24 protein-coding genes are annotated in these 24,456 nt (G+C 67.2%); 15 read left to right on the forward strand and 9 right to left on the reverse strand.

Annotated elements, in window-relative coordinates:
- Positions 1-31: 31 nt before the first annotated feature.
- The 6 genes from ACQR1E_RS16155 to ACQR1E_RS16180 all read right to left on the reverse strand — a co-directional run bounded on the left by ACQR1E_RS16155 (position 32) and on the right by ACQR1E_RS16180 (position 6,006).
- On the reverse strand, positions 32-835 hold the full coding sequence (locus ACQR1E_RS16155; protein ID WP_315716671.1) for a DUF2076 domain-containing protein: 804 nt from the start codon (positions 833-835) through the stop codon (positions 32-34).
- Between the two features lie 211 nt (positions 836-1,046).
- Positions 1,047-1,889 carry a ChbG/HpnK family deacetylase gene (locus tag ACQR1E_RS16160; protein WP_434897285.1) on the reverse strand — a complete coding sequence of 281 codons (843 nt, stop codon included), beginning with the start codon at positions 1,887-1,889 and terminating at the stop codon, positions 1,047-1,049.
- The gene (locus tag ACQR1E_RS16165; protein ID WP_315716673.1) at positions 1,886-2,929 is read right to left on the reverse strand and encodes a glycosyltransferase family 2 protein; all 1,044 of its coding nucleotides are present in this window, start codon (positions 2,927-2,929) and stop codon (positions 1,886-1,888) included. Before ACQR1E_RS16165 ends, ACQR1E_RS16160 begins: the two co-directional genes overlap by 4 nt.
- A 70-nt stretch (positions 2,930-2,999) precedes the next feature.
- On the reverse strand, positions 3,000-3,977 hold the full coding sequence (gene hisG / locus ACQR1E_RS16170; RefSeq protein ID WP_316184194.1) for an ATP phosphoribosyltransferase: 978 nt from the start codon (positions 3,975-3,977) through the stop codon (positions 3,000-3,002).
- Positions 3,974-5,134 (reverse strand): ATP phosphoribosyltransferase regulatory subunit, encoded by a 1,161-nt coding sequence (locus tag ACQR1E_RS16175; protein WP_434897286.1) that lies wholly within the window; start codon positions 5,132-5,134, stop codon positions 3,974-3,976. Before ACQR1E_RS16175 ends, hisG begins: the two co-directional genes overlap by 4 nt.
- Positions 5,135-5,253: 119 nt before the next feature.
- Positions 5,254-6,006: a 16S rRNA (uracil(1498)-N(3))-methyltransferase gene (locus tag ACQR1E_RS16180; protein ID WP_316184192.1), complete on the reverse strand. Its 753-nt coding sequence runs from the start codon at positions 6,004-6,006 to the stop codon at positions 5,254-5,256.
- A gap of 209 nt (positions 6,007-6,215) precedes the next feature.
- Between ACQR1E_RS16180 and ACQR1E_RS16185 the strand changes: the two genes are divergently transcribed.
- From ACQR1E_RS16185 to ubiA, 3 genes are all read left to right on the forward strand, one after another.
- Positions 6,216-6,647, forward strand: a complete 432-nt coding sequence (locus ACQR1E_RS16185; protein ID WP_316171666.1) for a hypothetical protein — start codon at positions 6,216-6,218, stop codon at positions 6,645-6,647.
- Positions 6,648-6,913: 266 nt separating this feature from the next.
- The gene (locus tag ACQR1E_RS16190; RefSeq protein WP_434897387.1) at positions 6,914-7,591 is read left to right on the forward strand and encodes a hypothetical protein; all 678 of its coding nucleotides are present in this window, start codon (positions 6,914-6,916) and stop codon (positions 7,589-7,591) included.
- Entirely contained in the window at positions 7,588-8,520 is a 933-nt protein-coding gene (gene ubiA, locus ACQR1E_RS16195) for a 4-hydroxybenzoate octaprenyltransferase (RefSeq protein ID WP_434897287.1), read from the forward strand. The genes ACQR1E_RS16190 and ubiA overlap by 4 nt, the downstream gene beginning before the upstream one ends.
- Here the strand turns inward: ubiA and ACQR1E_RS16200 are convergent, their stop codons facing one another.
- Positions 8,521-9,045 (reverse strand): DUF6101 family protein, encoded by a 525-nt coding sequence (locus ACQR1E_RS16200; protein ID WP_315753424.1) that lies wholly within the window; start codon positions 9,043-9,045, stop codon positions 8,521-8,523. It lies immediately after the preceding gene.
- A 284-nt stretch (positions 9,046-9,329) separates the two neighbouring features.
- Between ACQR1E_RS16200 and ACQR1E_RS16205 the strand changes: the two genes are divergently transcribed.
- Genes ACQR1E_RS16205 through lpxK form a run of 6 tightly spaced genes read left to right on the forward strand, consistent with a single transcriptional unit; the run spans position 9,330 to position 14,897 of the window.
- The gene (locus tag ACQR1E_RS16205) at positions 9,330-10,718 is read left to right on the forward strand and encodes a TldD/PmbA family protein (RefSeq protein ID WP_409998678.1); all 1,389 of its coding nucleotides are present in this window, start codon (positions 9,330-9,332) and stop codon (positions 10,716-10,718) included.
- Position 10,719: 1 nt separating this feature from the next.
- On the forward strand, positions 10,720-11,523 hold the full coding sequence (locus ACQR1E_RS16210) for a 3'(2'),5'-bisphosphate nucleotidase CysQ (protein WP_434897388.1): 804 nt from the start codon (positions 10,720-10,722) through the stop codon (positions 11,521-11,523).
- 58 nt (positions 11,524-11,581) lie between these two features.
- Positions 11,582-11,821, forward strand: coding sequence for a DUF4170 domain-containing protein (locus tag ACQR1E_RS16215; RefSeq protein WP_009031572.1), 240 nt, complete (start codon positions 11,582-11,584; stop codon positions 11,819-11,821).
- Between the two features lie 17 nt (positions 11,822-11,838).
- The gene (locus tag ACQR1E_RS16220) at positions 11,839-12,579 is read left to right on the forward strand and encodes a lysophospholipid acyltransferase family protein (RefSeq protein ID WP_315716682.1); all 741 of its coding nucleotides are present in this window, start codon (positions 11,839-11,841) and stop codon (positions 12,577-12,579) included.
- Entirely contained in the window at positions 12,572-13,879 is a 1,308-nt protein-coding gene (locus ACQR1E_RS16225) for a 3-deoxy-D-manno-octulosonic acid transferase (RefSeq protein ID WP_434897288.1), read from the forward strand. The genes ACQR1E_RS16220 and ACQR1E_RS16225 overlap by 8 nt, the downstream gene beginning before the upstream one ends.
- Positions 13,872-14,897: a tetraacyldisaccharide 4'-kinase gene (lpxK, locus tag ACQR1E_RS16230; protein ID WP_434897289.1), complete on the forward strand. Its 1,026-nt coding sequence runs from the start codon at positions 13,872-13,874 to the stop codon at positions 14,895-14,897. The genes ACQR1E_RS16225 and lpxK overlap by 8 nt, the downstream gene beginning before the upstream one ends.
- Here the strand turns inward: lpxK and ACQR1E_RS16235 are convergent.
- On the reverse strand, positions 14,867-15,094 hold the full coding sequence (locus tag ACQR1E_RS16235; RefSeq protein ID WP_315716685.1) for a DUF2093 domain-containing protein: 228 nt from the start codon (positions 15,092-15,094) through the stop codon (positions 14,867-14,869). The genes lpxK and ACQR1E_RS16235 overlap by 31 nt on opposite strands.
- Positions 15,095-15,295: 201 nt before the next feature.
- Here ACQR1E_RS16235 and ACQR1E_RS16240 point away from each other — a divergent pair, with 201 nt between their 5' ends.
- Positions 15,296-16,126: a dienelactone hydrolase family protein gene (locus tag ACQR1E_RS16240; RefSeq protein ID WP_315716686.1), complete on the forward strand. Its 831-nt coding sequence runs from the start codon at positions 15,296-15,298 to the stop codon at positions 16,124-16,126.
- A gap of 7 nt (positions 16,127-16,133) precedes the next feature.
- On the opposite strand, the gene xseA is transcribed toward ACQR1E_RS16240, so the two are convergent.
- A complete protein-coding gene (gene xseA, locus ACQR1E_RS16245) occupies positions 16,134-17,750 on the reverse strand; it encodes an exodeoxyribonuclease VII large subunit (RefSeq protein ID WP_434897290.1) in 1,617 nt (538 codons plus the stop codon).
- A gap of 218 nt (positions 17,751-17,968) precedes the next feature.
- Here xseA and ACQR1E_RS16250 point away from each other — a divergent pair, with 218 nt between their 5' ends.
- From ACQR1E_RS16250 to ACQR1E_RS16270, 5 genes are all read left to right on the forward strand, one after another.
- Positions 17,969-18,871, forward strand: a complete 903-nt coding sequence (locus ACQR1E_RS16250) for an alpha/beta hydrolase (protein ID WP_434897389.1) — start codon at positions 17,969-17,971, stop codon at positions 18,869-18,871.
- Between the two features lie 13 nt (positions 18,872-18,884).
- On the forward strand, positions 18,885-19,433 hold the full coding sequence (locus ACQR1E_RS16255) for a hypothetical protein (protein ID WP_434897291.1): 549 nt from the start codon (positions 18,885-18,887) through the stop codon (positions 19,431-19,433).
- Between the two features lie 4 nt (positions 19,434-19,437).
- Positions 19,438-19,752 (forward strand): transcriptional regulator, encoded by a 315-nt coding sequence (locus ACQR1E_RS16260; RefSeq protein ID WP_315716689.1) that lies wholly within the window; start codon positions 19,438-19,440, stop codon positions 19,750-19,752.
- 71 nt (positions 19,753-19,823) lie between these two features.
- Positions 19,824-21,107: a phosphoribosylamine--glycine ligase gene (gene purD, locus ACQR1E_RS16265; protein ID WP_316226945.1), complete on the forward strand. Its 1,284-nt coding sequence runs from the start codon at positions 19,824-19,826 to the stop codon at positions 21,105-21,107.
- Between the two features lie 116 nt (positions 21,108-21,223).
- Positions 21,224-24,454 carry an AAA family ATPase gene (locus ACQR1E_RS16270; RefSeq protein WP_434897292.1) on the forward strand — a complete coding sequence of 1,077 codons (3,231 nt, stop codon included), beginning with the start codon at positions 21,224-21,226 and terminating at the stop codon, positions 24,452-24,454.
- The last annotated feature ends 2 nt before the right edge of the window (positions 24,455-24,456 follow it).

Genomic DNA, 24,456 nt, shown 5'->3' on the forward strand with positions numbered 1-24,456 from the left:
GCATTCTTCAGTTCGCTGCGACCTGGGAGCATCAAGCGTAGTCGCTGCCACCGTCGTCGTCGCCATAGCCGTCATCGGCGTCGAAGTCGGCCGCGTCGTTGTCATTGCCGCTGTCGTCATAGTTCGCCTGGTCGAACAGGCCGGCACGGCCACCGTCGCCGCCCGAACGGCCGATGTCGTCGAGACCGGCGTCGCGCGCCAGCGAGCCGCTGGACTGGTCGCCGCTCCACGGGCCGGCACCACCGCCGCGCTCCTCGATGATCGTGGTGTCACCGAACGCCTGATGCGACCCGCCGCCCATCATCGAGCGGATGCCGCCGAGCAGCAGCGAGCCGCCGACCATGCCCGCCGCAGCGGCCGCCGCCGTTCCGAGGAACGAGCCGCCTCCACCGCCGAACATGCCGCCACGCGGCTGGCCGAAGCCGCCCTGATCGTAAGGGCCGGGCTGACCGGGATAGCCGGGCTGGCCCTGGTAGCCCGGGGGCATCGCCTGACCGCTGTTCCAGACCGGTCGGCTCTGCGACGGCGGCGGCACGTTGGGGACCGAACCGCGGCTGCCCGAGCCGAAGATGCTGTCGCGCATCGAATCGAGGAAGCCGCCGGACTGGGCCTGCTGCGGGGCCTGGGCGTGCTGCAGCTCCTCGATGCGGGCATTGGCGCGCTTCAAGGCTTCGTCCTGCACCAGCACCGTCTGCACCAGCGCGTAGACGGCATTGGGAGCCCGCTGCAGCGCCTGGGCGATGGCGGCGGCGGCCTCCGGATCACGCGGTGCACTCTCCAACTTGGCAAGCCGGTCGAACAGATCGTCGATGAGTTGGCGTTCTTGCGGTGTCATGTCGTTCTCCTGCCGCTTGCCTTGTTCCGGCCAAGCGCGGGCAAGATTTAGGGGGACTTTGTGGCCCGGCCAGCCGGGGCGCGGATTAAATTTCCGTATGCGACACAGCGTCTCTCGGGCTTGCGCAGCGTTTTGGACCTCGATGTTGCCCGCACTACAGGAGGAACGCAGCCGGGCGGCCTTTTGTTCGTCGCAGACCCGCAAGATCCGTTCAGGCCAGCGTCATCCGCCGGCGGTCGAGCAGCGCTGGAAAATGCTCGCCGGCGAGATAGGCGTGCTCGTGCTCGCGCTGGACGGTCAAAGGATCGAGCTCGATCAGGACGTCGTCGACGAAGCCGGGGTGGCACATCACCAGCCCGTCCTCGGGCAGCTCGTCCAGGAAGCCGTCCATCAACGTGGCGAAATCCGAGGTCTTGCTGAAGTCGTAGGCGCCGGCGAAGGCAGGATTGAAGGCGATCTCGGCCCGCTTGGCATGACGGCGGAATTGGGCGCTCAGGACGTCCAGCAGCAGCGCCTTCGGTGCCGTCAGCCGCTGCATCAGCGGCACGTTCCGCCCCCCCTGACGCACCCAGGCCGCCGGCGCGGCTTCCTTGACCGCGGCGAGGAAGCCCTCGCGCACCTGCGGATAGAGCTGGGCATGCTGATGGCCGTCGACGAAATCCGGGGCGCGGCCGAACAGCTCGCCGAACGCCGCAAGCTGCACCAGCACCTCGGCGCGGATCAGCTCGGGATCGAGCCGGCGGGACAATCCGGCGCGCAGCAGCTTGGGAAAGGGCAGGAACATGCCGCCCTCCGACGGGCGGAAGTGCATGGTGAGGGGCCGGAACGGCGCGGTCAGCGTGACATGCAGGCCGATGGCGCAGCGCGGGCTGTCGGACGCGACCTTGGTCAGCTCCGTCACCTCGTCGCGCCCGATCGCGGCGCCCACGGTCATCACCGAGGTGGCGTTCAGCCGACCGCGCGCGATCAGGTCGCGGATGGCGCTGTTGACCCCGGGGCTGATGCCATAGTCATCGGCGCACAGCCAGATGCGCCGGTGCGGCGTCGCGTTCATTCGGCGGCGTTCCTCTCGGCGCCGTCGCTCCGCGCATCGAGCGCTGCACGCTTCTCGCTGTGCTCGGCGACGAAGTAGATCGGACGCGCTTTCAGCTCGGACAGGATCTTGCCGATATACTCGCCCATGATGCCGATCATGATCAGCTGCACGCCGCCGATCGTCATCAGGCCGACCATCAGCGAGGGATAGCCAGGCACCGATTTGCCGGTTGTGAAGGTCTCCCAGAGGATCGAGAGGCCGAACAGGAACGCGGCCGAGGCCAGCAGGATTCCGAGCAGACTGGCGAAGCGCAAGGGCGCGACCGAGAACGAGGTGAGACCTTCGATCGACAGGCCTAGCAGGCCGGTCAGGTTGAAGGTTGTGACGCCATGGGCGCGGGCCGCTGGCTCATAGTCGACGCGGATCTGACGGAAGCCGATCCAGCTCGCCAGGCCCTTGAAGAAGCGGTTGCGCTCGGGCAGCTGCCGTAGCGCGGCCACCGCGCGCGGCGAGAGCAGGCGGAAGTCGCCGGCATCCTCCGGAATCTTCTGCCGCGCCCCCCAGTTGATGAGCGCGTAGAAGCCGTGAACGGCGACCCGGCGCAGGAACGGCTCGTTGTCGCGATGCGCCTTGGCGGTATAGACGACGTCGTAGCCGTCCTTGATCCAGTGCGTGACGAGTTGCTCGACCAGGGCCGGCGGATGCTGGCCGTCGCCGTCCATGAACAGCACCGCGCCGCGCCGGGCATGATCGAGGCCGGCCATCAGCGCGGCCTCCTTGCCGAAATTGCGCGACAGCGACACGACCTGCACATCGAGCGCATCGGCCTGCAGGGTGCGGGCAATCGCGAGCGTGTTGTCGCGGCTGCCATCGTCGACATAAACGAGCTCACAGGCGAGACCGAAGCGCTGACGCAGGGTGCGTGCGAGATTATTCAGCCGCTCGTGCAGCGCCGTCAGTCCCGCGCCCTCGTTATAGACGGGGATAACGATCGACAGTCCCTGCGACGCGGCGTCGGCCGCGGTCGTGGTCAGGTCGGACACGTCAGTTCCCAGCATCGCTCAGAGTCCTCGTTCTCCTACCAACATATGGTAGTCGCGCTCACCTGTCGCTACGATGAACGGCGATTTATGATCGCAGGAAGGCCTCGAGGCGGGCAAACAGCGGATTCTCGCGGTCGAGCACGTAGTCGAGCGAGGCGACCGAGACGGTCTCGGCACCATGCGCGCGCAGAAAGCTGCCGAGCGCGTAGATCTGCGCCGGCGGGCAGTGCAGGGTGAGCATGCCGGACGAGGTCGGGCCGCCGAACGGCGCCACGACGCCGAAACGGTTATGCGCCTCGGTCAGCATTGCTGCGTCGCACCCTTTGAAGCGGGTGCGGACCTCGCGGTATTTGCTGGCGCGGGCGCGGGCATGGATGTGGTCGAGAATGATCCGGGCGCTCTCGCGCGGACCCTCCGACCAGTCGGCGTCGCGCGAGGCGACCAGGTTGGCCTGGCTGCGCAGGATCACGCCGTCGTCCAGCACCTTCAGCCCGTTGGCGGCGAGCGTCGAGCCGGTGCTGGTGATGTCGACGATCAGCTCGGCGGTGCCGACCGCGGGCGCGCCCTCGGTGGCGCCGGCGCTCTCGACGATGCGGTAATCGACGATACCGTGGGCGGCGAAGAAGCTGCGCGTCAGGTTGATGTACTTGGTGGCGACGCGCATCCGGCGATTGTGCTGGGCACGAAAACCGGTGGTGACGTCGTCGAGATCGGCCATGGTCCGGACGTCGATCCAGGCCTGCGGCACCGCGACGACCACGTTGGCGCCGCCGAAGCCGAGCGTGTCGATCAGCAGCACGCGCTTGTCGGCATCGGTGATGCTCTCGCGCACGAGATCCTCGCCGGTGACGCCGAGATGCACGCTGCCGCGCGCCAGTTGCGAGGCGATCTCACTCGCAGAGAGATAGGCGATCTCGACATTGTCGAGACCTGCGATGGTGCCGCGATAGTCGCGCGCGCCGCCGGGCTTGGACAGGTTCAGCCCGGCGCGGCCGAAGAAGGCTTCGGCATTCTCCTGCAGACGTCCCTTGGAGGGAACGGCGAGGACGAGGGGGCCGCTCATGATGCTCTCCCGACCGGGGACTTGCCCGCGGCGCTGCTCTGGGCCAGGCGCTCGATCCAGATCGAGAAGCCGACGGCCGGAATCGACTCGGCGGCGCCGAGCTGGCTCAGCAGGCCGTCATAACGGCCGCCGGCGACCAGCGGCTCGTCGCCATTGTCAGGATGATGCAGCTCGAACTCGAAACCGGTGTAGTAGTCGAGGCCGCGGCCGAACGACGTGGCGAAGCGCACCTTGGCGATGTCGATGCCGCGCTGGGCCATGAAGCGGGCGCGGGCCTCCAGCGCGTCGATCGCGGCCGAGATGTCGAGCTTGGCATCGGCGGCGAGGGCGCGAAGCTGCTGGACGGCTTCGGTCGGGCTGCCGCTGATGGCCAGGAAGCGCTTGATGCGGTCCAGCGCGTCACGCGGCAGCGCCCCGCTCTTGAGGGTGGACTGCTCGAGGAAGCGGTCGGCGATCTCCGCCACCGTGCGGCCGCCGACGGCGGTTGCGCCGGCAATCGACATCAGGTCGGTGACCAAAGCGAGCGCCGCCTTGCGGTCGGAGCCGGCCAGAGCGGCGAGCACGCCCTCATACTCGTTGCGCGGCGCCACCGAGGCGATCGCCAGCCGCTCGAGGTCCTGCGCCAGGGTGCGCTTGCGGTTGAAGTCCTTGATCAGCCGCCGCCGCCAGACCGGATAGAGATCGAGGGCGTCGATCAAGGCCGTGAACAGCGCGACGTCGCCGGTGCGGATATCCACCGCGGCAAGGCCGGCGGCGGCGGTCGCCTCGATCGCCAGCGCCAGCATCTCGGCATCGGCAGCGGGCCGGTCCTGGCGGCCGAACGATTCGATCCCGGCCTGCAGGAACTCGCTCGGGCGGCCCTCGCGGTAGCGAAATACTGGACCAAGGTAGCTGAAGCCGGCCGGCTGCCCGGCGCGGGCCGAGCCGAGGTAGTCACGGGCGACGGGAATGGTCAGGTCGGGGCGCAGGCACAGCTCTTCGCCAGCGGCGTCGCTGGTCAGATAGAGGCTCTTGCGGATGTCCTCCCCGGAGAGGTCGAGGAACGGCTCGGCCGGCTGCAGGATCGCCGGCTCGGCCCGCTCATAGCCGGCCTGGGCGAAGGATTGCAGCAGCGTGTCCGCCCACGCGGCGGGTCCGGTCGGAGCGGGTCCGGTCATGTCGATTCGAGTTCCAAAGTGGCTTGGGCGCCCGCTGGAAGCGGCGGCTGCCCCTTAGCATGGCCGTTTGACGGTTTCGACTGGGAATGGCCGCGGCGCGCCACAATTGGTCGGATGCCTTAACCGCGGGCTCCGGCCCAGTCTCCGAGCGTCGCCTGAATCACGGCGAGGGCGGCGACGCCGGCCGTATCCGCGCGCAGGATGCGCGGGCCCAGGGCCAGCCTGATCACATGCGGCTGGCGCAGCAGCAGCGTCCGTTCATCGTCGGCGAAACCGCCCTCCGGTCCGATCAGCAGGTCGATGCCGGCCGCATTCTGGCCGCCGCGCAGGGCCTGCAGCGGATCGGCCAGTTCGGCCGCCTCGTCGCAGAACACCAGCAGCCGCTCGGGTTGCCGCTGCGCGAGGAAGCGCTCCAGCGGCACCGGGTCCTTGACGTCGGCGAGGCTGAGGATGCCGCATTGTTCGGCGGCCTCGACCACGTTGGCGCGCATGCGCTCGCTATTCACGCGCGACACCTGGGTGCGACGGGTGATCACCGGCTCCAGCCGCGCGGCGCCCATCTCGACCGCCTTCTGCACCATGTAGTCCAGCCGCGCGTGCTTGAGCGGTGCGAAGACGTAGGCGATGTCCGGCAGGTGATCCTGCGGCCGGCTCTGCTGCTGGATCGTCAGGCCATCCGGCCGCTTGCGGCCCTCGATCACGGCCCGCCATTCGCCGTCGCGGCCGTTGAAGGCCAGCACGTGATCGCCGGCGCCAAGGCGCAGGACGTTGCCGAGATAATTTCCCTGGTTGCGGTCGAGCGCGACCGAGCCTCCCTCCTGCAGGGGCGCGTCGACGAACAGGCGCGGGGCGTTGAAGTCGTATGCGGGCATGGAGCGAAGCGGAGCCGATGATGGACGTTGCTTACCGGACCCACGCGCCAGCCGCAAAGCCGGAAGGGCCGTCACGTGGTGTTGTATCGGATATCGGCGATGGCGCCTTTCGGCCGTGCTGTCGACAGATTTTACCGTTTCGATCCCGCCGGTCGTCCCCCCGGGACGGACATCCGACGATTCCGTAAGCCTCGATGCGGAGAACGGCCTTGATCTTGAGACATTCGACTTCGGCGCTTGCGATCTGGGCGCTGGTCGCGATCATCGCGGTGATGGTCGCCGCGCCGTCCCGGGCCGATGACAAGGCGGTCGCCGCGCCGCAACGGGCGGCCCCCGCGGTTCCGGGCGGTGCCAGCGTGGCTGGCTTCCGCCCGCCCGAGACCTGCCTGAAGGAGTTCACCCCGCTGCGGGACGAGACCGCCCGCCGGGCCAAGCTGCTCAAGGCGGCGACCGAGCGGCGCTTTGCGCCCGGCGAGGCCTGTCAGCTGGTGCATGACTACGAGCTCGCCCAGACCAAGATGATCGACTACGCGGTCGCGCATGCCTCGCTATGTGGAATCCCCGCCAAGATCACCGATCAGCTGAAGGCGAATCACGAAAACACCCTGGCCGTGATGCGCAAGGTGTGCACGGCGACGTGAACCGTCCCGCCGGCCGCTGAACTGGCGACTCCGGCTTGACCAGGTGGGCGAGGGCGCGGAGTGAACGGATTTTTGGGCTCCGACGTTCGGGAAGGGCCTCGTTTTGGGCCTCCGCGCCGGTTGGAACCCGGCTGCGTCTCTGCGCCGCGGATGTGATCAAATCCGCGGTTGTGCTGGACGGGCGAGAATCGTAAAAGCCCCGGATCGGATCGTGCTTTCATCCGGAAGTGTTGAGGATTCTTGGTCTTGCCGGAGAACCAGCCTTGATCGTCCGCCAGTCTTTCATGCCGCTCGCCATTGCCGCGCTGGTGCTCTCCACAGGGCAGGTCTTCGCGCAGAGCTCGTTTCCCGCGCCGATGCCTGGCCAGGCCCAGACCAGCAATTCGCCGTTTCCACCCATCAACGGTGCGGCGCCGACCCGGGCCGCAGCCCCGGCAAGTCCGTTCCCCAGTCCAGGCGCCTCGGCGTTCGGCGGCGGTGGCGGTGGCGGCTTCCAGCCGGCCCCGATGGGAGCCGCGCCGCAGGGTGGCCCGCCGGAGAGCTGCATGAAGGAGTTCATGCCGCTGCGCGAGGAAGCCGAGCGTCGCGGCAAGCTGATCAAGGCCGCGAGCGACCGCAAGGCCTCGCCTGACGAGGCCTGCAAGCTGATCGCCAATTTCGGCAAGGCCGAAGTGAAGATGATCAAATATGTCGAGGCGCATGCGGCGAGCTGCGGCATCCCCCAGCAGATCTCCGATCAGCTGAAGGCCGGTCACAAGAACACCGACGCGCTGGAAAAGAAGGTCTGTGCCGTGGCGGCGCAGATGCAGTCGGGGGCCGGAAGGCCCGCGGCTCCGAGCCTGAGCGACGTGCTGGGCTCGTCGGCTGCGCTGCCTGAGGCCAACATGACGAAGAAGGGCGGTTCCGCCTTCGACACCATGACTGGCAACGTTCTCACCCGATGAGCACGACCGCCGTCCGCGTTGCTGACGCGACCGGCAACTGGGTCGACACGCTGGCGCCGGTGTGGAGCCGGCCTTACCTGCGGCTCGCCCGCTTCGATCGCCCGATCGGATCCTGGCTGCTGCTGATGCCGTGCTGGTGGTCGGCCGCTCTGGCGGCCGGGATCGGCGGGGATCTGTCCATGCTGCCTGCGTGGATCGGGCTCTATTTCGTCGGCGCGTTCGTCATGCGTGGCGCCGGCTGCACCTGGAACGACATCACCGACCGCGATCTCGACGCCAGGGTGGAGCGCACTCGTTCGCGACCGATTCCGGCCGGGCAGGTCGGCGTGAAGCAGGCGCTCGCCTTCCTGGTGGCGCAGGCCCTGATCGGCTTGGTGGTACTGCTACAGTTCAACCGGTTCGCAATCGCCACCGGCATCGCCTCGTTGCTGATCGTCGCGATCTATCCGTTCATGAAGCGTGTCACCTGGTGGCCGCAGGTCGTGCTGGGTCTCGCCTTCTCGTGGGGCGCGCTGATGGGATTTGCGGTTGCGTTCGGCCGCATCGATGCAACCGCGCTGCTGCTCTACGCCGGGTCGATCTCGTGGGTGATCGCCTATGACACGATCTACGCACATCAGGACGCTGAGGATGACGCGCTGATCGGCATCAAGTCGACCGCGCGCCTGTTTGCCGAGCGGACACATCTGGCGCTGGTCGTCTTCTACAGTTTGGCCGTGATGCTGATAGGGGCCGCCTTCGCGACTGCCCATGTGCATGTCGCGGCGTGGCTCGGACTCGCGGGTTTTGCCGCGCATCTCGGCTGGCAGATATGGCGTCTGGATATCGCCGATCCGGCGCTGTGCCTGCGGGTGTTCAAGTCGAACCGCGATGCTGGGCTGCTGCTGTTCGCAGGGCTGCTGGTCGATGCCGTGCTACGCGCAACCTGATCAGTTGCGCGCGATGATCTCGCGCTCGCCGCGATGGACCGAGGCCGGATTGAGCTGGTAGCCGACACGGCGGCGCATCAGGAAGCGCGGGCGGCGCGAGCGGATCGCGTTGCGGCGACGGCGGCGCGGCGTCGCCTCGCGGCGCGCGTCCTGCAACTGCGGCAGCGCGAACGTCTCGCTCCACATCGCCCACGCAGCAACGATCTCGTTCTGGTCGTCGCTGACGCAGAGCGGGATGGTCAGGGAGGGGTCGCGGTGGACGAGCACCAGCATCACCTGCGTGGCGTCGATTTCGCGCACGCCGATGCCGAGGAAGTCGCTGACGCGGAGGTTCAGGGCCATGCGCATGCCGCTGACGGCACGCCGCAGGACCACGCGCTCCCGGTGCAATTCGATCTGCCGGATCCCGCCATCGGCACGGGTATCGTGCGCGCTGTACGAGACGGGCAGGGAAAGAGGGTCGAGCCGCAGGACGCGGCCCGACCCAGCGGAATTGCTTCCGCCTGTTGCTGTTTGACGCCTCACGGCTTGGTCTCCCCGCCGGGATTATGCTCCCGGTCGATGCGTGTGACCTTGCCACGCGGATCGCCCGTATCGGCTTAACAAGCCTGGTTAATCAGATCTCACGCATGATCCTCTCACCGTCATGATTGACAAGCGCTTGCCCCGCATGATTGACGAGACATTGCCGATTTGCCGACAATCCGATGTGCCGTCTGCCGTCCTGCTTGAAGTCGGCGTGAACAGGCCACATTTCGTTTGGATTGAGCCGTCTTCGCCGCCCACCTGACATCGATCGGATCGTGTTCGTGACCTCTTCCCCAGCCTCATCGTCGACATCAGCCCAATCAGATCTGCTCGACCAGTCCGCCCTGCGAACGCTCGCCGAGCGGCTGGTGGAAGCCGCGAGGAAGGCCGGCGCCGATGCCGCCGACGCCATCGCGGTGCGCGGCATCTCGCAGGGCGTCGAGGTCCGTGACGGGCGCGTCGAGGAATCCGAGCGCTCGGAAGGCGACGATGTCGGCCTGCGCGTTCTCGTCGGCAAGCGCCAGGCCGTGGTGTCGACCAACGACGTCAGCGGCGACGGCGTGGCGCGGCTGGCCGAGCGGGCCGTGGCGATGGCGCGGGTGGCGCCTGACGACCAATATGTCGGCCTCGCCGATCCGGCGCTGCTGGCGCGCGATATTCCCGAGCTCGACCTGCTCGATCCGCAGATTCCCTCGACCGCAGAGCTGGAACGCCGTGCCCAGGAGGCGGAGGCCGCCGCGCTCGGCGTGAAGGGCGTGACGAAGTCCGGTGGTGCGTCGGCCTCGACCGGCATCGGCGGCATGGTGCTGGTCACGAGCGACGGTTTTCACGGCGCCTATCTGCGTTCGAGCCAGAGCATCTCGACGACCGCCATTTCCGGCGAAGGCACCGGGATGGAGCGCGACTACGACTACACGGCGGCTCCGCACGGCGCCGACCTGCTGGCGCCCGCGGCCGTCGGGCGCAGCGCTGGCGAACGCGCGGTGGCGCGCGCCAATCCGCGCAAGGTTGCGACGTGCCAGGTGCCGGTGGTGTTCGATCCCCGCGTGTCCGGCTCGCTGGTCGGACATCTGGTCGGCGCCATCAACGGCGCCTCGATCGCGCGCAAGACCAGCTTCCTCAAGGACAAGCTCGGCGCGCAGCTCTTCGCCAAGGGCATCCGCATCATCGATGATCCGCTGCGCAAGCGCGGACTGCGGTCGCAACCGTTCGACGCCGAGGGCGTGAAGGTGAAGCAGACCGCGCTGGTCGACGACGGCGTGCTGACGACTTGGCTGCTGGACTCGGGCACCGCGCGCGAGCTCGGCATGGTGACGACCGGCCACGCCCATCGCGGCGTGTCGTCGTCGCCTTCGCCCGGTCCGTTCAATCTGCATCTCGAAGCCGGCGTCGTGACAGCCAAGGAGCTGATCTCGGACATCAAGCAGGGCTTCTACGTCACCGACCTGATCGGCTCGGGCGTCAACGGCGTCACCGGGGACTACAGCCGCGGCGCGTCCGGCTTTTGGATCGAGAATGGCGAGATCGGCTATGCCGTGAGCGAGGTGACGATCGCCGGGCATCTGTTCGAGATCTTCAAGTCGATGACGCCCGCCAGCGATCTGGAATTCCGCTATGGCGTCAATGCGCCGACGGTGCGCATCGAAGGATTGACGCTTGGCGGACGATGAGATCGAGAAACCGAACGAGACCAGCCTCGCGGCAGACGCCAGGCTCCTGAAGGAGGCGGTCCGCGAAGCCGGCGAGCTCGCGCGTTCGATGTTCGGAACGGAGCTGCGCAAATGGACCAAGGGGGCGTCGTCGCCCGTCTCCGAAGCCGACATGGCGGTCAATGCACTGCTCGAACGCAGGCTGCGATCCGCAACGCCGGACTACGGCTGGCTGTCCGAGGAAAGCGCGGATGATCGGGAAAGACTCGGCCGGTCGCGGGTCTGGATCGTCGATCCGATCGACGGCACGCGGTCCTATCTCGGCGGCCGCAACGACTGGTGCGTGAGCGTTGCGCTGGTCGACCACGGTGCGCCGATACTCGCCGCCGTGCATGTCCCGGTCAGCGAGGAGTTCTTCTTCGCCGCCCGCGGTAGCGGCACCACGTTGAACGAACAGCCGGTTCGGGTGGCGCCCGGACGAGAGCTCGAATTCTCGCGCGTGGCCGGTCCAAAACCGTTGGTTGAGCGGCTGGCTCCGGATTCTGCGCGGATTGAACTCCATCCGCGAATCGGATCATTGGCGCTGCGCCTGTGCCGTGTCGCGCATGGCGGGCTCGATGCCGCTTTTGCAGGCGGGCAAAGCCGCGATTGGGATCTTGCGGCGGCTCATTTGATCGTGCAGGAAGCGGGGGGTAAAATGACCGCGTTGTCCGGCGAGGCGATCCTCTATAATCGTCCGGAGGTGGTGCACGGGGTGCTGGTGGCAGCGGGCCGCGACCGACATGCCGACATCGTCGCGCAGTATCGCAGGTTACCGCCGGACTGATCGCCCTGGATCGCACCCTCCACGTCGCCTGCAAGGCGTTGACTAGGAAACGATACCGATGACAGATAGCGCCTCGCAGCAGCTCCTTCACCTCGTGATCGGCGGCGAGCTCATCAATCTCGACAAGAACGAATTCAAGGATCTCGACAAGGTCGATATCGTCGGCGTCTATCCGAACTACGCGGCGGCCCACGCCGCCTGGCGAGCCAAGGCGCAGATGACGGTCGACAACGCCCACATGCGCTATTTCATCGTTCACCTGCACCGGCTGCTCGATCCCGGTCAGGATGCGAAGTAAGACGCAAAGCTCGCGACTTGAAACATCTGATCCGTAATACGCTGCGTAGCGGCTGGTTCCAGCGCGCCGTCGGGTTTCTCGCGGCCGAGTACCTGCGGCTGGTGTGGCTGACCAACCGCTTCACCTATGAGCCGCCGGAGGTCTACGACATCGTCGAGCCGCAGATGCCGGCGATCTTCGCGTTCTGGCACGGCCAGCATCTGCTGACCCCCTTCATCAAGAACAAGCCGAGCTATCGCGCCAAGGTGCTGATCTCCCGGCATCGCGACGGCGAGTTCAACGCGATCGCCGCCGAGCGGCTCGGCATCGGAACCATCCGCGGCTCCGGCGATCATGGCTCCTCCTTCCACCGGAAAGGCGGGGTGGGGGCGTTCAAGGAGATGGTGCGGGCGCTCGAAGACAACTATAATGTTGCATCGACCGCCGATGTGCCGAAGCGGGCGCGGATTGCGGGTCTCGGCATCATCATGCTCGCGCGCGAATCAGGACGTCCGATCATGCCGTTCGCAATGGTCACGAGCCGCTTCATCCGCCTGAAGAACTGGGACAGCACCACCATCAATTTGCCATTCGGCCGCGGCGCATTGGTGGGAATCAAGGAAATCAACGTGCCGCGCGATGCCGACGCCGCGATGATGGAAGAGGCGCGTCTCGACCTCGAGGCGACGCTGAACGAATGCATGCGCCGCGCCTATGAGATCGTCGGCCGTCCCGAGGCCTGTCCTCCGCCGGTCGCGTCGGGAGCATCGAGTGCCTAGCCCGCTGCCGATGGCCCTGCGTGTCTACCGCGGGTTGTCCTCGGCGGCGGTGCCGCTTGCGCCGGCACTGATCAGACAGCGGCTCAAGCACGGCAAGGAGGATCCCGAGCGGACCGACGAGCGGCGCGGCCTGAGCCATGACACGCGCCCGCTGGGTCCGCTGGTCTGGATTCACGGTGCCAGCGTCGGCGAGGTGCTGGCGGCGGCGGCGCTGATCGAGCGGCTGCGTGAGCTCAACATCCGCATCCTCATCACGTCCGGCACCGTGACGTCGGCCGCCATCGTGGCCAAGCGCTTCCCGCCCGACGTGATCCACCAATACGTGCCCTATGACACGCCGCGCTTCGTGGAGCGGTTTCTCGATCATTGGCGTCCCTCGCTCGGGCTGTTCATCGAGTCGGACCTCTGGCCGAATCTCATCCTCGCCGGCGCCTCGCGGCGGGTGCCGATGGTGGTGATCAACGGCCGCATGTCGCCGCGCTCGTTCCCGCGCTGGCGCCGCATGTCCGGCACCATCTCCGCCTTGCTGGGACGCTTTGATCTCTTCCTGACGCAGTCGCAGGCGGATGCCGACCGGTTCGCCGCGCTCGGCGCGCGCAACGTCATCACCACCGGCAATCTCAAGCTCGACGTGCCGGCGCCGCCCGCCGATCCGGCGAAGCTCGATCGGCTCACGGCGATGACGCGCGGCCGTCCGGTCGTCGTCGCCGCCTCCACGCATCCCGGCGAGGACGAGATCCTGATCGCGGCCCACAAGGCCTTGTCGGTGTCCTATCCGTCGCTGCTCACCGTGATCGTGCCGCGCCATCCGCATCGCGGCCCGGCGGTCGCGGAGCTCGTCGCAAGCGCCGGCCTGCAGGGCGCCTTACGGTCGCGCGAGGACCAGCCGCTCGCCGGCACCGACATCTACGTCGCCGACACGATGGGTGAGCTCGGCCTGTTCTACCGGCTGGCGCCGGTCGTGTTCATGGGCGGCTCCCTGGTCGAGCATGGCGGCCAGAACCCGATCGAGGCCGTCAAGCTGGGTGCGGCCATCGTGCACGGGCCGCACGTGTTCAACTTCACCGACGTCTATGAGTCGCTGGACAAAGCCGGGGGAGCCAGGCTCGCCCACGATCAGGAGGCGCTGATCCGCCAACTCCGGCAACTGCTCGCTGATCCCGCAGCCGGCAACAGCCTGGTTGCGGCGGGAACGCGGGTGGTTGATCAGCTCGGTGGCGCGCTGGAGCGGACGCTGTCAGCGCTCGAGCCGTATCTGTTGCAGGTCAGGCTCGAGATGGGGGCCGCCGGCGATGCGTGAGCCGGCCTTCTGGCATCGGCCGGCCTCCTGGCAATCGCGTCTGCTGTCTCCGCTCTCGACACTCTACGGCGCCGTTGCCGCACGCCGGATGGCGCAAGGCGGCGTCGATGCCGGCCTGCCGGTGATCTGCGTCGGCAATTTCCATGTCGGCGGAGCCGGCAAGACGCCGACCGTGCTGGCGCTGACCGATATTCTGCGTGACCTCGGCGAGCGGCCGGTGGTGCTGAGCCGTGGCTATGGCGGCCGGCTGGGCGGTCCCGTCGTCGTCGATCCTGCGGTCCATGAGGCTGCCGATGTCGGCGACGAGCCGCTGATGATGGCCGCGCGGGTGCCGGTCGTCGTGGCGCGCAACCGCGCCGACGGCATCGGTCTCGTCAAGGCGCAAGGCGCCTCCGTCATCCTGATGGACGATGGCTTCCAGAATCCGTCAATCGCGAAGGATCTCGCGCTGATCGTGATCGACGGCGCGCGCGGCCTCGGCAATGCCGAGGTGTTTCCCGCCGGACCGTTGCGCGCGCCGCTGCCGCCGCAACTGGCGCGCACCGACGCATTGGTCGTGATCGGCAGCGGCGGAGCCAGCGAGGCGGTCGCCTCACATGTGTTGGCGGCCGGCAAGCCGGTGTTTTCAGCCGCGTTGCGGCCAGATCCGCAGATCGTTTCGGCGCTGCGGGGCAGGCCGCTGCTGGCGTTTGCCGGGATCGGCGACCCCGCCCGCTTCTTCCGCACCCTTCGCGGCGCTGGTCTCGACGTCAGGCGCGAGCGTGCCTTTCCGGATCACCACCCATTCACGGCGGGCGACGTCGTGGCCCTCGCCAACGAAGCCAGGCGTGATGGATTTGCCCTGGTGACCACGGAAAAAGATCTCGTGCGGTTCCGCGGCCACGAGGCCGCGCCCGATGTCACGGCATTCTCGGTGACACTGCAGTTCGACGATCTCGCCGCGTTGCGCGCGCTGGTTGTGCAACGGCTGTCAGCGAAGCGCAAAGATCAGCCGTTGGCCTTCAATGCGCCCGGATAATGCCGCTGCAGCACGGCGCTCGGCAGGGCGTAGGCTTCCTGCAGATCGACACTCCAATACTTCAGCTCGTCCAGCGGAATCCGCACATCGGTGACCGCGCAGCGCACATAGCTTCCCGGTGAGATCACCCGGAAATCGCCATCCAGATACTGCACCTGCGCCTCGCCCTGGCCCGAGGGACCAAACTTGTTGAGCACGTCCGCGATCTCCAATTCCTTGACGTGAAGTCCCCCTACGCGAGCGCCGCGCGCACACGACAGGCCGAATTTCGATGATTTCCTAGCATAGATGGGGGACGCTGTCCCCCCGCGCAAACCCACTGATTTGTGATGCTTCTGCTCGAAACTCCGTGCTAGCTAGATTGCGATATCCGCCGCTTGTCCCGCCCGGCTGGTTTGATGCGCTCCCTCGTCGCCATCGTCGTCTCACTGCTCTGCGCCACGGCGTTTCCAGCCTTGGCAGAGCCGTTGCCAGCGCCCGTCGCGGTCGAGATCCCCTCGGGAAGCTATGTGCTGCACGCCCAGCTCTACCGGCCGAAGGGGGCCGGCCCATTTCCGGTCGTCGTCGCGCTCCACGGCTGCGGCGGGCTTTCCGGCCGCTCCGAGCCGGTGCTGCCGCGCTATCGCGACTGGGCCGAGGAACTGGTCAGGGACGGCAAGGCCGTCCTGCTGCCGGACAGCTACGGCTCGCGCGGGTTGGGCCCGCAATGCCGCGTCAAGGAGCGTCGTATCAGCGGCCGGCGCGAGCGTGTCGCCGACATCGTGATCGCGCAGAAATGGTTGGCCGAGCAAGCCTGGGCGATGCCCGACCGGGTCAGCCTGGTCGGCTGGGCGGCCGGCGCGAGCGCGCTGTTGTGGGCGGTGCGCCCGCAATTGCCCGAGCATGTCTCGCCGGATTTCCGCTCGGCGGTGGCGTTCTATCCGGATTGCCGCGCCTCGTCCGGCCTCGGCTGGAGCACGCGCGTCCCGACATTGGTGCTGATCGGCGGCCTGGACGACGTCTATTCGCCGCCCGCGTGCCGGCAGATGATCGATGGCGCGCGCGGCCGCAGCGCGCTGACCCGCATCGTCATCTATCCCGGCGCCTATCACGATTTCGATCGTGTGAACCTGCCGCTGCATCAGGTCGCGGGATCCGACGCCGGGGCGCCCGAGCGCGGCCATGTCGGCTCGGATCCCGAGGCGCGCGCCGATGCGCAGAAGCTCGTGGCCGATTGGCTGGCGCGCTGAAGGCTACTCAGAACAGGCTGCCTTGGTCGGCGGGATCGGGCGTGCGCTTCGGTGCCGAAGGCTTGGCCTCGCGCGCAGGTTTCGGCGATGACGGCGCTGCCGGCGGAAGCGGGCGGTCCGCGCCCGCCGTGGCCGCGACCTTGCCGTCCGCAAATTCGATCGAGAGCGCGGCGCCCGGACCGATGCTCGCGGCATGGTGCAGCGGGTGGCCGGCCTCGTCACGCACCAGGGCAAATCCACGGGCCAGCACGCTGCGATAGGACAGCGCGGTGAGGAGCTTCTCGTTCTGGCCGACGCGGGCCGTCAGGCGCTGAAGCTGGGTCAGCAACGCGCGCCGGGCCCGCTCGGCAAGACGTTCGGTTCGGTCGCGCTCGCGGCCGATGGCCTGGCGCTTGGCCTGGGCATAGGCCTGGCGCGAGGCCTTGAAGCGGGCGTCGAGCACCTCGAATCGCTCGCGCCGCCGGTGCAACTGGCCGCGCGACGACAGCGACAGCCGCTCGGATGACGCGACGAGCCGATGGCGCGATTGCGCGATCTGCGCGTGCAGCACGCGCAGAGTGAGCTTGGCGCTCGCCGCCGCGAATTGGCGAAAGTGTACATGCGTGTTGGTCTTCAGCGCGCGTGGCAGGCCGGCGGCCGCCGAATCCAGCCGCTGCCTGGGAATGGCGAGCAGATCGCCAGCGCCGGGCAGGGCGCGCGCGGCGGCGCGCAGCTCGTTGCGGCGGCTCTCCTGGCTGCGCTGCCAGCAGACGCCGACACGGCGCGCGAGGCTTGCGACCTCCTGCATCAGCTCGCTGCGCACCGGCACCGCCATTTCCGCGGCTGCTGTCGGCGTTGGCGCACGTTTGTCGGCGGCGAAATCGATCAAGGTCACGTCGGTCTCGTGGCCGACCGCCGAGATCAGCGGGATCATGCTCTCGGCCGCGGCGCGGACCACGATCTCCTCGTTGAACGACCACAGGTCCTCCAGCGAGCCGCCGCCGCGCGCGACGATCAGCACGTCGGGCCGCGGGATCGGGCCATCCTGCGGCAAATCGTTGAAGCCGCGGATCGCGGCGGCAACCTGCTCGGCCGAGCCTTCGCCCTGCACCTTCACGGGCCAGACCAGCACGCGGCGAGGAAAGCGGTCCTCGAGCCGGTGCAGGATGTCACGAATGACGGCCCCGGTCGGCGAGGTGACGACGCCGATCACCTCGGGCAGCCATGGCAGCAGTTGCTTGCGTGCGGGATCGAACAGTCCTTCGGCCCCGAGCTTCCGCTTGCGCTCCTCCATCAGCGCCATCAGCGCGCCGATCCCGGCCGGCTCCAGCGCCTCGATGACGATCTGGTATTTCGACGAGTTCGGATAGGTGGTGAGCTTGCCGGTGGCGATCACCTCGAGCCCCTCCTGGGGCTTGAAGCGCATGCGGCCATGCACGCCCTTCCAGATCACCGCCTCGATCTTGGCGCTCTCGTCCTTGAGCGCGAAATAGCAATGCCCCGAGGAATGCGGCCCGCGAAAGCCGGTGATCTCGCCGCGCACCCGGACGTGGCCGAACTGGTCCTCGACCGTGCGCTTCAGCGCCGAGGACAGCTCGGTGACGGTGAATTCGGGCGCGTTGGGCAAGGCTTCCGCAGGCGGCATCGCTGTTTGATTCGGTTCGGGGAGCAGCAGCCAAGGTAGGGGCTTTCCGCGTCCGCCGCCAATCAAGCCGTTGCCTTTTCGATAGCTCTGTAGTACAGAGTACTCTGTAAAATGCAGAAGGGCTGGAGGAGAGCGTGCGACGCGGCGTGAAGTTCCTGTTTCGGGTCCTAGGATGGGGGCTCTGCCTCGTGGGCGTGCTCGCTTTGGCCCTGGCTGCGATGATCGCGACGCCACTCGTGCGCCCGCCCGAGCTCAAGTCGATCTCGGAGACGGCCGGCCAGGTCGACCGCAGCACCATGCCCGGCCTGCAGCGCTTCAGTGCCCGCGATGGCACCGAGCTCGCCTATCGCCACTACCCGGCGCGCGGAACGGCTGTCGGCAAGGTCGCCATCGTGGTCCACGGCTCCTCCGGCTCCAGCGTCGCCGTGCATGCCCTTGCCGATGCGTTGGCGGCGCGCGGCATCGATACCTTCGCGCCCGACATTCGCGGCCATGGCGGCTCCGGCACCCGCGGCGACATCGGCCATCTCGGACAGCTCGAAGACGATCTCGCCGACCTCGTCGCCGAGGTCAGGAGGTCGATTCCGGCCCAACCGATCGTGTTGCTCGGCCATTCGGCTGGCGGCGGCTTCGCGCTGCGCGCGGCGAGCGCCCCGATCCAGGATCTGTTCACGCGCACCGTGCTGCTCGCGCCCTATCTGGGTTACGACGCGCCGACCAACCGGGAGAATTCGGGCGGCTGGGCCGGTCCCGACATTCCGCGCATCCTGGCGCTCGGCGTGCTCAGGCGCATCGGCATGCCGTGTTGCGAGGCACTGCCTGTGCTGGCCTTTGCTGTCAGGCCGAACTCGGAGAAATTCCTGGCGCCGACCTACAGCTACCGGCTGTTCCGCAATTTCGCGACCCGTGGCTACAAGGCCGATTTCACTGCGGCGAAGCACCCGGTGACCGTCATCGCCGGCGCCGATGACGAGCTGATGCTCGCCGACAAATATGCAGATGCGGTGCACGCCGTCGTGCCGGGCGTTGACGTGAAGCTGATCGCTAGCGTCAATCACATGGAGATCGTGTCGGCGCCGCAGGCGGTGAGCGCGATCGCCGAGGACGTGGCGACGCACTAGAGGTCCAAACCGCATGATCGACAGCCTGGAAGCCGCGCGGGCGCTCAGCGACATCGAGGATGTGACGAAGCGCGTGCGGCAGTCGCAGATCTATCGGCTGTCGAGCCTGCTGATGATCCTCTGGGGCGTTCTCGTCTTCGCCGGCAATCTCGTGACCTATCTCGCGCCCAACTACGCCGACAAGGCCTGGCTATCGGTCTATGTCCTCGGTCTGGCCGGGTCGCTGGGGTTGGGCGCGACGGAGAAGGCGCGTTCCGGCGTACGCAGCTTCGATCTCCGGGCGCTGCTCGCCTTCGTCATGTTCTTTGCGTTCGGCTTCTTCGTCGAAGCGATCGGCCATTTCGGACCGCGCGAGATGGGCGCATTCTGGCCGATCTATTTCATGCTGTTCTACGGCCTCGCCGGCTTGTGGTTCGGCGCGGCGTTCACGGTGTTCGGCCTTTGCGTCACCGCGTTGACCCTGGTCGGCTACCTCTTCATCGGCAAGGCTTTCCCGTTGTGGATGGCGTTCGTCAATGGCGGCGGCCTGGTTCTCGCCGGCTTGTGGATGCGGCGGAGCTGACGGTTTGGCGGAGCTCGACGAGATCATCCACCAACCGCTGCGGCTGAAGATCATGGCGGCGCTGAATGCCCTGCCTGCCGTGGCCGGGCTGGAATTCGTCCGGCTGAAGAAGCTGACCGGCGCCACCGACGGCAATCTCGGCGCGCATATCGACACGCTGGCGCGCGCCGGCTACGTCGCCGTGGACAAGGCCTTCGTCGGCAAGAAGCCGCAGACCACGGTCACGGCGACCGCGGCCGGCCGTGCGGCCTTCGCCCGCTATGTCGCGAACCTGCAGGGCATCATTGCCGGCGCTGCCGCGAAGCCGCCGGAGCCATGATTTGACTCCGTTGCGAGGGCCGGGCAATTGGGGCGTCCAAATTGGCCCACCCCTCTGCGACGGCATCGACGATGAACATTCTGCTCCTTGGTTCCGGCGGCCGCGAGCACGCGCTCGCCTGGAAGATTGCCGGCTCGCCGCTGCTCACCAAGCTGTGGTGCGCGCCCGGCAATGCCGGGATCGCCAAGGAGGCCGAATGTGTCGCGCTCGACGTCGCCGATCATGCGGCGGTGATCGCCTTCTGCCGGGCGAACAAGGTGGATCTGGTGGTGGTCGGCCCCGAGACGCCGCTCGCCGCCGGCATCGTCGATGATCTCGAGGCTGCCGGCATCAAGGCGTTCGGCCCATCCAGGCTCGCCGCCAAGCTCGAGGGCTCCAAGGGATACACCAAGGATCTCTGCGCCGAATACGACATCCCGACCGGCGCCTACTGCCGCTTCGACAATGCCCCCGAGGCGCTCGCTTATGTCCGCGAGCACGGCGCTCCGATCGTCGTCAAGGCAGACGGGCTCGCGGCCGGCAAGGGTGTCGTCGTGGCCAAGACGGTTGCCGAGGCCGAGGACGCCATCAAGATGATGTTCGAGGGCGGCTTTGGCGTCGCTGGCGCCGAGGTCGTCATCGAGGAGTTTCTCGAAGGGCGGGAGGTGTCGTTCTTCGCGCTGTGCGACGGTGAGACCGCGATACCGCTGGCGTCTGCCCAGGACCACAAGCGGGTGTTCGATCACGACCAGGGACCGAACACCGGCGGCATGGGAGCGTATTCGCCGACGCCGTTCGTGACGCAGGAGATTCATGACGAGATCATGAATCGGATCATTCAGCCGACCATTGCCGGGATGAGCGCCCGGGGCACACCCTTCAAGGGCATTCTCTATGCCGGCCTGATGCTGACGGCTCAGGGGCCGAAGCTGTTCGAATACAACGTGCGCTTCGGCGATCCGGAATGTCAGGTGCTGATGCTGCGGATGATGTCGGATCTCGTGCCCGCCATGCTGGCCGCCTGCGATGGGCAGTTGAAGAATTTCGACCTGCGCTGGTTTCCCGACGCCGCCGTCACCGTGGTCATGGCCGCGAAGGGCTATCCCGGCGACTACGCGAAGGGTGGTGTCATCGAGGGACTCGACGATGCCGCGAGGATCGAGGGCGTGGAGATCTTCCACGCCGGCACGGTGGCGAAGGACGGCGCCATTCTCGCCAATGGTGGGCGCGTCCTCAATGTCTGCGCGTCGGGAAAGAGCGTCGCCGAGGCTCAGGCGCGGGCCTATCAGGCCGTCGACCGCATCAAATGGGCTGACGGCTTCTGCCGGCGCGACATTGCCTGGCAGGCGGTGGCGCAGGAAAGCGGCCGGGGCTGAGCATCGTGATCGCCGCACTCGGCCACGCAAGGCTATTTTTCCCGCGAGAATTGTGGCAGTTCCATAGACTCATGCCGTGATGGGATGAATCAGTTCCGCCGTGGAACGGAGGGGCCATGGAATGCGCGCGGTGCGGCAGGCAGAATCAGCCCGGGAGAGCCTCGTGCGACCGGTGCGGCGAGCCGCTCAGCCTCAGATGTGAGGCGTGCAACCAGACCAACAGCCAGTCGAATCGCTTCTGCGGCCAATGCGGCGCGCCGTTGCCGGGCCGGCTGGCTCAGCCGGATCAGAACGCCCAGCGGGTGCTACGGACCCTGAGCAGCAAGGGCGGTGAGCGCAAGCGACTCACCATCCTGTTTGCCGACATTCGTGACTCGACCCAGCTGATCGATAGTCTCGGCGATCCCGAACTCGCGATGCAACGGCTCGATCCGGTCCTCAACCTCATGAAAGAGGCCGTCCACCGCTATGACGGCGTCGTCAACAAGACACAGGGCGACGGCGTCATGGCCCTGTTCGGCGCGCCGGTGCCGCACGAGGATCACGCCGTGCGCGGCTGTCTCGGCGCGCTCGCGATGCAGGACTCGATCGCCCGCCTGGCGGATCCGCATCTGCAGGTCCGCGTCGGACTGCACACCGGCGAGGTGATCGTCCAGGTCGTCGAGAACAGCATGTACCAGACCTACGATGCGGCCGGCGCCAACGTGCATCTGGCCAATCGTCTGGAGCACATGGCCGAGCCAGGGACCATCCTCATCAGCAAGGAGACCTACACCGGCGCCAGGCAGTTCGTCGAAGCCGAGCCGCTCGGCACCCGCACGCTGCGCGGCATTGCCTCGCCGGTGTCGATCTACAAGCTGATCGGCCGCCTGAACGCGCCGGCGAGCGACGTCTTCCGCAGCGGCCAACGCCTGTTGCCGCTGATCGGGCGCAACGCTCAGCTTGCGGTGCTCGAACGCGAGCTCGACGACGTCCTGGCGGCGCGTGGCGCTGTGGTCGGCATCGTCGGCGAGGCCGGCATCGGCAAGAGCCGGCTGTGCTTCGAGTTCGCCGAGCACTGTCGCCGCCAGGGCATTCGCGTCTACGAGGCGCGCGTGCTGGCACATGGCCGCGCCACCCCGTTCCAGCCGGTGCTCGAATTGTTGCGCGACTTCTTCGGCATCCGGGCGAAGGAGCCCGTCGAGGTGTCGCGACAGCGCGTGGTCGACAGACTCGAGGCCCTCGGCATTCCCGATACGGCGCTGGTGCTGCTGCTGGACTTCATGAGCCTTGCCGATCCGTCTCGTCCTGCGCTTCGGCTCGATCCGGGCGTGTTCAAGACGCGTCTCCTCAACGTGTTCAAGACGTTGTTCCGCTCGGCGCCGGCGGATGGCGCCGTGGTGATCATGATCGAGGACCTGCATTGGCTCGACGAGGCCAGCGAGGAGTTCGTCGAGGCGCTCGCGGAGGCCTCGATCGGCACCAAGACGCTGCTGGTCGTGAACTACAGGCCTGGTTTTGCCGCGTCCTTCATGCAGCGGGCTCCGTTTCACGAGCTGCACATCGTGCCGCTCGCATCCGCCGAGGCGCGCAAACTGCTGCGCGGCGTCTTCGGCGACGACGCATCGCTCGAGGCGCTGGTCGGCGACATCATCGAGCGCGCGCAGGGCAATCCCTTCTTCCTCGAGGAGCTGGCGAGCGCGGTCTCCGAGAGCGGCGGGTTCGAGGGTGAGCGCGGCGCCTATCGGCTGAAGGGCGGGATCGGCCCGATTCCGCTGCCGCCGACGGTGCATGCCGTGGTAGCGGCCCGCATCGACCGTCTGAGCGAGACCGCCAAGAGCGTCCTGGAAACAGCGGCTGTGATCGGCCGCTCGGTCGCGCTCGCCGTGCTCAAGCCTGTCGTGGGGCTCAGCGAGGCGGACCTGTTCGACGCGCTCGCACAACTGAGGCATGCCGATCTTCTCTATGATATGCCGCCGTTCGACATGGGCGTGCTCGCCTTCCGCCATCCGCTGATCCAGGAGGTGGCCTATGCCATGCAGCTGCGCTCGCGCCTGAGCGGCGTGCACGTGGCCGTGGCCAAGGCGATCGAGGCGCTGGATTGGGGCACGCAGGACGAGTTCGCCGCCCTGATCGCCTCGCACTACGAATTCGCCGGCCAGACCATGCAGGCCGTCGAGCATCTGCAGCGCGCGGCGCGCTGGATCGGCCGCACCAATACGGCCGAGGCACTGCGGCTTTGGAAAAAGATCCGCTCCATGCTGCAGACGGTGCCGCCATCCGAGCACGTCGATCGCCTCAGGGCGCTTGCCAGCGGCCAGATCCTCAATTGCGGATGGCGGGAGGGCATCTCGGCCGAGGAGGTGAGGCCTTTCGCCGAGGAGGCGCTGCGCTATGCGCGCTCCTCGGACAAGATGCACGAGCCGATCCTGCTCGGCGCTTACGGCCGCGTCCTCGCCTCGACCGGCGCAGCCGACGACTACGTCAACCTCGTGCAGAATGCGGTCAAGCTGACCTCGGAGGAGGGCGATGTCGGCCGCTATGCGACCGTCAACGCCATGCTGGCGCAGGCGCTTCTGCTGTCGGGGAGAGCACGAGACGCGCTAGCAGCGGCGAACACGGCGCAGGCGACGATCGCTAACCAAGGTGGTTTTGACAGTAGTGTAACCCTGGGGCTGACGCCAAATCAGATCCTGGGATTCGATGTTGAATATTGGATCAAGTGCCTCAGGACGCGAATCCTGGTCCAGCTCGGCTGTTTCGCTGAGCTCGAAATTCAGCTTTTCGAATTGTTGAATACCCCTCCCGAACAGTTGGCTCCGGTGGTCCGTTTTATCCCGCACTTTGCCGCTGTTGAATTTGCTCGATGGCAAGGTCGTGCTGAGGCCGCGGCTCTGCACTCGGCCGAGCTGCTTCAGATCGCTGAAGCGTCGGGCATGCCGTACATTCGGGTGCAGGCGTTGGCAGGGGCTGGTCTTGCTCGGGCGGCTGCAGGCGATTTCACTCACGCCGCGTATGATCTCAGGGAAGCGATCGAGTACTCGAGGCGCGCCAGGGCAGGCCTCGAGTTCGAAGCGCGCATGATGAGCGATCTGGCTGACGTCCTTTATCGCGCAGGAGACCTCCGTGGTGCACTCGACGTTGCTGAGGAAGCCAGCGTCATCGCCCGACGCAGGACGGATAGGATCGGTGAACTCCACGCGGTGCTGCTGCGATGTTTGATCAGTTCGTCCGACTCCGATTTTCGGAACGACGCAGAAGCTGTCGGATCGCTGCTCGACGCCGAGCGCCTGCTGGAAGTCTCGGGTGCCGAGGTCTACAAACCCATGTTGATAGCGTGCCGATCCTCCCTTGAAGGTACTAGATGACC

Source organism: Bradyrhizobium sp. HKCCYLRH1030 (genome assembly GCF_051168395.1).
Lineage (GTDB): Bacteria > Pseudomonadota > Alphaproteobacteria > Rhizobiales > Xanthobacteraceae > Bradyrhizobium.

Excerpts from the sequence above, each read along its gene's own strand:
- ACQR1E_RS16215 (WP_009031572.1), top strand. The coding sequence starts at position 11,582 with ATGACAGATAGCGCCTCGCAGCAGCTCCTTCACCTCGTGATCGGCGGC.
- xseA (WP_434897290.1), bottom strand. The coding sequence starts at position 17,750 with ATGCCGCCTGCGGAAGCCTTGCCCAACGCGCCCGAATTCACCGTCACC.
- ACQR1E_RS16175 (WP_434897286.1), bottom strand. The coding sequence starts at position 5,134 with ATGACCGGACCCGCTCCGACCGGACCCGCCGCGTGGGCGGACACGCTG.
- lpxK (WP_434897289.1), top strand. The coding sequence starts at position 13,872 with ATGCGTGAGCCGGCCTTCTGGCATCGGCCGGCCTCCTGGCAATCGCGT.
- ubiA (WP_434897287.1), top strand. The coding sequence starts at position 7,588 with ATGAGCACGACCGCCGTCCGCGTTGCTGACGCGACCGGCAACTGGGTC.
- purD (WP_316226945.1), top strand. The coding sequence starts at position 19,824 with ATGAACATTCTGCTCCTTGGTTCCGGCGGCCGCGAGCACGCGCTCGCC.
- ACQR1E_RS16250 (WP_434897389.1), top strand. The coding sequence starts at position 17,969 with ATGATCGCGACGCCACTCGTGCGCCCGCCCGAGCTCAAGTCGATCTCG.
- ACQR1E_RS16270 (WP_434897292.1), top strand. The coding sequence starts at position 21,224 with ATGGAATGCGCGCGGTGCGGCAGGCAGAATCAGCCCGGGAGAGCCTCG.
- ACQR1E_RS16165 (WP_315716673.1), bottom strand. The coding sequence starts at position 2,929 with ATGCTGGGAACTGACGTGTCCGACCTGACCACGACCGCGGCCGACGCC.
- ACQR1E_RS16160 (WP_434897285.1), bottom strand. The coding sequence starts at position 1,889 with ATGAACGCGACGCCGCACCGGCGCATCTGGCTGTGCGCCGATGACTAT.
- ACQR1E_RS16155 (WP_315716671.1), bottom strand. The coding sequence starts at position 835 with ATGACACCGCAAGAACGCCAACTCATCGACGATCTGTTCGACCGGCTT.
- hisG (WP_316184194.1), bottom strand. The coding sequence starts at position 3,977 with ATGAGCGGCCCCCTCGTCCTCGCCGTTCCCTCCAAGGGACGTCTGCAG.
- ACQR1E_RS16180 (WP_316184192.1), bottom strand. The coding sequence starts at position 6,006 with ATGCCCGCATACGACTTCAACGCCCCGCGCCTGTTCGTCGACGCGCCC.
- ACQR1E_RS16240 (WP_315716686.1), top strand. The coding sequence starts at position 15,296 with ATGCGCTCCCTCGTCGCCATCGTCGTCTCACTGCTCTGCGCCACGGCG.
- ACQR1E_RS16255 (WP_434897291.1), top strand. The coding sequence starts at position 18,885 with ATGATCGACAGCCTGGAAGCCGCGCGGGCGCTCAGCGACATCGAGGAT.